Here is a 7,431-nt window from a genome sequence, read left to right on the forward strand (position 1 = left end):
ATGCTGGTCGGTGACGAGCCCTATTACGGGCCGCTCGGTTTCAAGCGGATTCCGCGCGGCCAGATTTCGATGCCGCGCCCCGTCGATCTCGACCGGCTGCTGTCGCACGAGATCGCGCCGGGCGCGGTAGCCAGGCTCTTGGGCGAGGTCTGTCACGCCGATCAGGCCAGGGTGGCCGATCCTGCCGCGGCGATGGCTTGACCTTTCCCTTCGATCTGGCGCCTGATCCGTCCCACTGTTCCTGAGATCAAAGGATGACGCCATGAACCCGAACGGCCAGATCGCGATCGTCACCGGCGGCGGCTCCGGCCTTGGCGAGGCAACGGCGCGCGCGCTGGCCGCCAAGGGAGCCCGTGTCGCCATCTTCGATGTCGGTATTGACCGCGCGGCCAAGGTCGCAGCCGAGATCGGTGGTATTGCCGTCCAATGCGACGTTAGCAGCGCCGACAGTGGGACTGCTGCCCTCGCCGACGTTACGGCCAAGCTTGGCCCGCCACGGATCCTGGTCAACTGCGCCGGCATCGCCATCGGCGTGAAGACCATCGGCAAGGATGGTCCCCATCCCCTCGATCAGTACCGCAAGGTGATCGAGGTCAATCTGATCGGCACGTTCAACATGATCCGCCTCGTCGCCGAGCACGCGTCGAAGCTCGAGCCGCTGCAGGGCGGCGAGCGCGGCGTCATCGTCAACACCGCTTCGGTTGCCGCCTATGATGGCCAGATCGGCCAGGCCGCCTATGCGGCGTCCAAGGGCGGCGTCGTCGGCATGACGCTGCCCGTGGCGCGCGACCTTGCCCGTTCCGGCATCCGCGTCTGCACCATCGCTCCCGGCATCTTCAAGACGCCGATGATGGCCGGCATGCCGCAAGAGGTGCAGGATTCGCTGGGCGCCGCCGTGCCCTTCCCGTCGCGCCTGGGCGAACCGTCCGAATATGCCGCTCTCGCCCTGCACATCATCGAGAACCAGATGCTGAACGGCGAGACCATTCGCCTCGACGGCGCCATTCGCATGGCGCCGAAATAGAAGGTCATGAGCGCCGGCCTGTCCGCTGCCGCTAAAACCGGTCCGCTGGTCGGGCTGAAGGTGATCGAGATGGCCGGGCTCGGCCCGGTGCCGCTGGCCGGCCTGATGCTGTCGGAGATGGGCGCCGAAGTGTTGCTCATCGAACGGGCGGGGACGAGCCAGCTCCTGTCGCTGCCGGATGAGTACAACATCGACCGCCATGGCCGCGCCGTCCTGCGCCTCGACCTGAAGCGCCGTGAAGGCACCGATCTGTTGCTGCGCCTTGCCGAAAAGGCGGACATGTTGCTCGAAGGCTTTCGCCCGGGCGTCATGGAGCGGCTCGGCCTCGGCCCGGAAACGGTGATGGCGCGCAACCTGGCGCTGATCTACGGCCGCATGACCGGCTTCGGCCAGGACGGCCCGCTCGCCGGCCGCGCCGGCCACGACATCACCTACCTCGCCTATAGCGGCGTGCTGCACGCCATCGGCCATGCCGGCTGCCGTCCCGTCACGCCGCTCAACCTTGTCGCCGACTGTGGCGGTGGCGCCATGATGCTGATTGCCGGCGTGCTGGCCGCCCTGTTCCAACGTTCGCGCACGGGCAAGGGTGAAGTCATCGACGCCGCGATGGTCGACGGCGCCTCGATGCTGGCGGTGCCCCTGCACGCCTTGATGGCGGCCGGCTTGTGGAGCGACAAGCGCGGCGCGAACCTGCTCGATTCCGGCGCCCCGTTCTACGACACCTATGAGACGTCGGACGGACGCCATATCGCCATCGGCTGTCTCGAGCCGAAATTCTTCGCCGAATTCGCCAGGCTGCTGCCGCTCGACGAGCGCTTTGCGTCCGGCCAGTACGACAAGGCACTGTGGCCGCCGATGCGCGCCGCCATTGCCGATCGGATCCGGCAGAAACCACGCGACGACTGGGACCGGCTGTTCGCGCAAACCGATGCCTGCGTTGCACCCGTTCTGTCGCTGCAAGAGGCGAAACACCACCCGCACAATCGGGCACGCAACGCCTCTGTGACGACAGGTGCATTCGAGCGCCCGGCCCCCGCGCCGCGTTTCTCGAGCTCGCAACCGACATTGGCCACTATACCCGGCGACGAGGACGTTTCGCCGGCGGCGGTGCTGGCACGTTTCGGCTTTGCGAAAGCCGAGATCGACGACCTTGTCAAATCCGGCTTGCTGACCGATAAGTAGAGAAGAGAGATCAACTTACTGCGGTGCTGCATTGGACGAGCCGAAAAAGGAGGTGATCCGCGAGACGGACGCCGAAGCGATCCGGCTGGCGAAGACGCTTCTGCGCAGCGCGCGCTTTGGCGCCCTGGCGGTGGTCGAACCGCAAACCGGCTGGCCGCTGGCCAGCAGAGTTGGCGTGGCCACCGACATCGACGGCGCGCCGCTGATCCTGGTGTCGATGCTTTCGGCGCACACCGGCGCCCTGCTTGCCGATCCGCGCTGTTCCCTGTTGCTCGGCGAACCGGGCAAGGGCGACCCGCTGGCGCATCCGCGCCTGACATTGATCTGCCAGGCGGCACGGCTTGAGCGCGGATCTGGCGAACACGCCGGCGCCGAGCGCCGCTATCTCAACCGCAATCCCAAGGCGAAACTTTACGCCGGTCTCGGCGACTTTTCGATCTTTCGCCTCGGTCCGCAACGCGCCAGCCTCAATGGCGGCTTCGGCAAGGCCTATCAGCTCGATCAATCGGACTTGCTCACCGGCGGACCGATCGTGGAGGAACTCGCGGCGCGCGAACAATCGGCCATCGACCACATGAACGCCGACCATCTCGACGCGATCGCCGTTTACGCACAGCATTTCGCGAAAGTATCCGGAAATGGCTGGCGTGTTGCCGGATTCGATGCCGATGGCATGGATCTGGTGTCGGGCGACGATGTTTGCCGGGCCTTTTATCCACAACCTTTGGCGGCGGCAGGCGAATTGCGGCACGTTCTGGTCGATATGGCCAAGGCCGGCCGAGCCATTGTCGACGCCGGGACTGAGACTTAAATATGCTGGATCAAAAGCAGCACTTGAGATTTAAGTGAAATGCTCTACCTTTTGGTGACGCTGAATCGCCAGCGCCGATCGATAAGTGAATTTATGGAATCAGACGTTATTGCCCCCATGGCGTCGGGATGAACAGAAAGCATGGGGGATCGATGGTCTCGACAAAGCTAATCGTGAACGCCGAATCGGCGGCAGAGTTTCTCATGCTGATGGGCAATGAGAAGCGTCTGTTGATCATGAGCTACCTCGCCGAAGGTGAAATGTCGGTTGGAGCCATCGCCGAGAAGGTGATGCTCAGCCAATCCGCCCTGTCCCAGCATCTGGCCAAGTTGCGGGCTCTTGACCTTGTCGAAACCCGACGCGACCGGCAGATGATTTACTATTCCTGCAAATCCGACGCCGTGCGCGAACTGCTTGTCATGCTGGACGGCATTTTCGGCAGCGGCAAAGATGACCTGTCCCAGATGGCGCACCGTTTGCGCCGCGCTGGAACCTGACCACATAGCCGCCGATCTCGCCGGTGATTTCAGAGCGACATGCGCCCACCCGGGGGCGCATAAAGCTGGCTGATTGTCCCGAATTGTCGCATCGTGCTTTCCAAACAAGGTGAGCGCCGGGAAGCAGTCGGGATTTACGGGCCGATGCGACGGTCGCGAGGACTGCATGGATCCCATTCGCATCGACGACCCGCAAGATCCGCGCGTCGCTGCCTATCTCGACATTCGCGAGCGTGACCTCGCCGGCCGGCAAGGCCGCTTTGTCGCCGAAGGCAAGGTGGTGCTCGACCTGCTGCTCTCGACCGGGCGCTTTGCTACCGAATCGGTCCTGGTCCTGGAAAACCGGCTGGCAGGTCTCGACAACATCCTGAGCAAGGCCCCCGCCGACCTCCCAGTCTATGTCGCCACCAGCGCAGTGATGGACGCTATCGCCGGATTTCACATGCATCGCGGCATCCTGGCCATGGGCCGCAAGGGAGAGCCGCAGCCGGCCGAAGCCCTGCTCGATGGCTTGCCGCCTCGTGCGCTGGTCGTAGTGCTCGTCGGCATCGCCAACCATGACAATGTGGGCTCGATCTTCCGCAACGCCGCCGCCTTTGGCGCTGACGCGGTTCTGCTGGATGCGACATGCTGCGATCCGCTCTATCGCAAGGCGATCCGCGTTTCGGTCGGCGCCGCGCTCAAGATCCCTTTCGCATCGTTCACCGACACCGCCGGCTTCACAACGATGCTCGCCCGACGTGGCTTCGAACAATTCGCGCTGTCGCCCCGCGGGAAGACCGACATCCGCGATGCGCAGCGCAGCGGGCGCCTGGCGCTCTATCTCGGCACCGAGGGCGAAGGCTTGCCGGGCAACCTGCTCGCAAGCCTGCACAATGTGCGGATCACCATGGCGGAAGGCTTCGACAGCCTGAATGTCGCCGCGGCTTCAGCCATCGCGCTGCATCATTTTTCGGCGAGAGCAATTCTAGGAAAAGCGTGAAGCGATTTTCCGTCCAGAATTGCGTCAAAGCAAAGAGTTAGGGCATTTCGCCGTTTCCGTGAAACGGTGAAATGCTCTAAGGAGGCCTGAATTCAGCTTGTGGCGTCAGCCTTCTGCAGCGCGCGCACGCGGTCGGCAAGACTGCGGTCACCATTGCCGGAGCGTGCGTCCGACGGTACCGCCAATGCCTTGGCGATCGGCGAACCAGGCCCTTCGAGCTTGGCCGTCAGATGGACGACCTCCGCCGCCAGTTCGTTCATCTGCTCGCGCAAGGCGGAGCCGCTATCCGTGGCCTTGGACACTGCCAGTGCGGTGAGATCCGCCTTCAGCCGCTTGTTCTCGCGCGCCAGCGCCGTCAGCCTCGCCTCGAGCTGCTCACGGTCGCTGTCGAGCCTGGCGATTGCCTTGTCGAAATCATCGCTCCTGGCGACATCGCCGCCCTTGCCGACCAGCCGCAAGGCTGGCGCGCTGTCCTCGGATTTCGATCTTTCGCGCATGCGTGCCAGTTCCTTTTCGCGGCGGTCGAGTTTGTCTTCGCGATCGGCGAGTGTGGCCAGCAGCCGTTCGACCTTCTTGTCGAGCTCGGCGGTCCTTTTCTTCTCGGCTTTCAGGGCGTCCCGCGCGGCCTTGCTTTCGGCCGCGATCTCCTGCCCGCGCCTGTCGGCTTCCTTGCGCTGGCCGCGCAGAATCGCAATGTCACTGGCGAGTTTCTGCATTTCGGACTCTCGCGTCACGAGCTCGATCTGCCGGCTGCTCGAGGAAAAACTGGCATCGTCATACATGCGCTCCAGTTTTTCCAGCTCAAGCGCGCGCTTTTCCAGCTTGCGTTCGGTTTCCTTCAGACGCTCCGAAAGCTGCTGCAACTCGCCCTCTCGTTGACGCAGCGCTTCGTTCTTCGCGCCCAGCTCGGTCAGCGCCTGGTTCTTGTCCGTCCGCTCGACCGCCAGACCCTTGATGGCCTCGCGACCGCGATTGATCTCGACCAGTTGTTCGGCCGCCTTTTCACGCAACGCCTTGACGCTGATTTCCAGGCGGCGCGTCGTCATGGCATATTCGGCGCGGATGCGATCCTTGTCCGCCTGGATCTCGGTCTGCGTCAGAGGGATCGAGGATTCGACGCGTCTGCGTGTAAGCGCGACCGCACGACGCCATATGGCCGGAGCCACCATGATCGCCAGAAAGCCAGCGCAGAGAAAGCCGAGGACGAAGAACAGGACCGACTGGACCAAGTGACTACCCGTTGTGGCCGGTAAGCATCAAACCAGATAAACCAAAAGCGCATAGAGCGCTTTGACTGTGCCACGTTGACATGGCGGAAATCCAGCGTTGCGGCAAGGGTTTGCCGCAACGCCACGAGTTTAATGCATGTCGACCCAAAAGCGGTCCCGGTTTTGGGCAACGACAGCCAAGGACTTCAGCTTAGAACGGATTCCAGGTGGCGCGCTCGGTAAGCTTCAGATAGCCGAGATTGACGCCAAGCCGGGCACCGACACCGGTGCGGATCGGCACCAAAATCACATTGTTGTTCTTCAGCACGTTGAAGCCGACGCCAGCCACCACATAGGCCGAACCGGCGACGCCGCCATAGCGGTTGTAGAGGCTGCCCACATCGTCGAGATTGTAGACCAGCATCATCACCCGCGACCCCTCACCGCCGAAATCCCAGCCGAGCGATGGGCCTTGCCAGAACACTTTGTGATCGCCGGCATTCTTGGTGTAGAGCGTGCCTTCGCCATAGGTCAGGCCGCCGATCAGCGCGCCCGAGCCCTCTTCACCCAGCAGATAGCCGTTGGGCAGGCCGTAGGAAGCAAAAATCTTCTCGACGACCGTGGCGAGCCCGCCGGATGTCGCGCCGAAGAACTTGTGACCGGAATCGACAATCTCCTGAGCGGTGTATTCCTGGGCCCGCAGGGCTGAAGTCGAGAAGACGAGAACGCCCAGGAGCGTGACCGCCATTGAGAAGACACGGAGAAAGCTCCGGTCGTAGTATCGGGAAAACATGCTTCCAATCTCCGTCAGGGAGCACCTTCGCCGACGCCTCGCACCCCGTACGGCTCTTTTAGCCGGCCGTTAAGGGTAACTGTTAGGGGCAAACTATGCCGTAATCCTTTTTCAACCATTAAGCTCCCACATGAACATGGCGGTTCGAAGGCTGTTTGGGGTCGCTCAAGTGGGGTCGGCAGCCTGCGTGAACACGCCATTTGCCATAACCACAATTTGGATTTGTTGCTGCACGCACGGGCGCTGTGTATTCAGAAAGCCCGAGGAGAGAGTGCGTGATTCGTGTGGCAGGCGACGATCGATCGCCCGGCCATGAGTTGTGAGATTTTGCAGGGATTTTTCGCCGATGGCCGATCTGTTCACCCTTTCCGCACCCGATCTGGCAGCGCTTTTGTGCAGCCGGGTCTGCCACGATATCATCTCGCCGGTCGGCGCGATCAACAACGGGCTCGAATTGCTTGATGAAGGCGGTGCCGATGAGGACGCCATGAAGCTGATCCGTCAGAGCGCCCGCAACGCTTCGGCCCGCCTGCAGTTCGCCCGCATCGCCTTCGGTGCCGCCGGCTCGGCCGGCATGTTGATCGATACCGGCGATGCCGAAGCGGTCGCCATCGCCTTCCTCAAAAACGAAAAGCCGGAACTGACCTGGAACGGACCCCGCGCGTTGCTGCCCAAGAACAAGGTCAAGCTGCTGCTCAACCTGATCCTCGTCGCCAATGCCGCCATTCCGCGTGGCGGCAAGCTTTCCGTGACGCTGGAAAATCTTGAGACCGAACCGCGTTTCGCGCTTGCGTCGGCTGGCCCGATGCTGCGTGTGCCGCCGAAGTTCCTCGAACTGCATTCCGGCAACAAGCCGGAGGAACCGATCGACGCGCATTCCGTGCAGCCCTACTACACACTGCTTCTGGCGCGCGAAGCCGGCATGACGATATCG

General features: G+C 62.8%; 8 protein-coding genes and 1 pseudogene. 7 read left to right on the top strand and 2 right to left on the bottom strand.

Features of this window, described 5'->3' with window-relative positions; genetic code table 11:
• The 6 genes and pseudogenes from EN943_RS32660 to EN943_RS32685 all read left to right on the top strand — a co-directional run.
• Window positions 1–201: pseudogene (locus tag EN943_RS32660) on the top strand (GNAT family N-acetyltransferase); the annotation flags it as partial.
• A gap of 61 nt (window positions 202–262) precedes the next feature.
• Entirely contained in the window at window positions 263–1,024 is a 762-nt protein-coding gene (locus tag EN943_RS32665; protein ID WP_127416094.1) for a 3-hydroxyacyl-CoA dehydrogenase, read from the top strand.
• A gap of 6 nt (window positions 1,025–1,030) precedes the next feature.
• Window positions 1,031–2,206: a CaiB/BaiF CoA-transferase family protein gene (locus EN943_RS32670; RefSeq protein ID WP_127416095.1), complete on the top strand. Its 1,176-nt coding sequence runs from the start codon at window positions 1,031–1,033 to the stop codon at window positions 2,204–2,206.
• Between the two features lie 31 nt (window positions 2,207–2,237).
• Window positions 2,238–3,017: a HugZ family protein gene (locus EN943_RS32675; protein WP_127416096.1), complete on the top strand. Its 780-nt coding sequence runs from the start codon at window positions 2,238–2,240 to the stop codon at window positions 3,015–3,017.
• A gap of 152 nt (window positions 3,018–3,169) precedes the next feature.
• A complete protein-coding gene (locus tag EN943_RS32680; RefSeq protein WP_023809905.1) occupies window positions 3,170–3,514 on the top strand; it encodes a metalloregulator ArsR/SmtB family transcription factor in 345 nt (114 codons plus the stop codon).
• Window positions 3,515–3,680: 166 nt separating this feature from the next.
• Window positions 3,681–4,496: an RNA methyltransferase gene (locus EN943_RS32685; RefSeq protein WP_127416097.1), complete on the top strand. Its 816-nt coding sequence runs from the start codon at window positions 3,681–3,683 to the stop codon at window positions 4,494–4,496.
• 92 nt (window positions 4,497–4,588) lie between these two features.
• Here EN943_RS32685 and EN943_RS32690 read toward each other — a convergent pair whose 3' ends face one another.
• Together EN943_RS32690 and EN943_RS32695 are read right to left on the bottom strand one after the other, a co-directional pair.
• Window positions 4,589–5,725 carry a hypothetical protein gene (locus EN943_RS32690; RefSeq protein ID WP_127416098.1) on the bottom strand — a complete coding sequence of 379 codons (1,137 nt, stop codon included), beginning with the start codon at window positions 5,723–5,725 and terminating at the stop codon, window positions 4,589–4,591.
• 190 nt (window positions 5,726–5,915) lie between these two features.
• Window positions 5,916–6,452, bottom strand: coding sequence for an EipA family protein (locus EN943_RS32695; protein ID WP_245270509.1), 537 nt, complete (start codon window positions 6,450–6,452; stop codon window positions 5,916–5,918).
• 391 nt (window positions 6,453–6,843) lie between these two features.
• Here EN943_RS32695 and EN943_RS32700 point away from each other — a divergent pair.
• Window positions 6,844–7,431: histidine phosphotransferase family protein (locus EN943_RS32700; RefSeq protein WP_127416099.1), on the top strand; the 588-nt coding region annotated here is incomplete at its 3' end.

This window comes from Mesorhizobium sp. M7A.F.Ca.US.006.01.1.1, assembly GCF_003997935.1.
Lineage (GTDB): Bacteria > Pseudomonadota > Alphaproteobacteria > Rhizobiales > Rhizobiaceae > Mesorhizobium.

Coding starts and splice junctions, on each gene's coding strand:
- EN943_RS32665 (WP_127416094.1), top strand. CDS start 263: ATGAACCCGAACGGCCAGATCGCGATCGTCACCGGCGGCGGCTCCGGC.
- EN943_RS32670 (WP_127416095.1), top strand. CDS start 1,031: ATGAGCGCCGGCCTGTCCGCTGCCGCTAAAACCGGTCCGCTGGTCGGG.
- EN943_RS32680 (WP_023809905.1), top strand. CDS start 3,170: ATGGTCTCGACAAAGCTAATCGTGAACGCCGAATCGGCGGCAGAGTTT.
- EN943_RS32685 (WP_127416097.1), top strand. CDS start 3,681: ATGGATCCCATTCGCATCGACGACCCGCAAGATCCGCGCGTCGCTGCC.
- EN943_RS32695 (WP_245270509.1), bottom strand. CDS start 6,452: ATGGCGGTCACGCTCCTGGGCGTTCTCGTCTTCTCGACTTCAGCCCTG.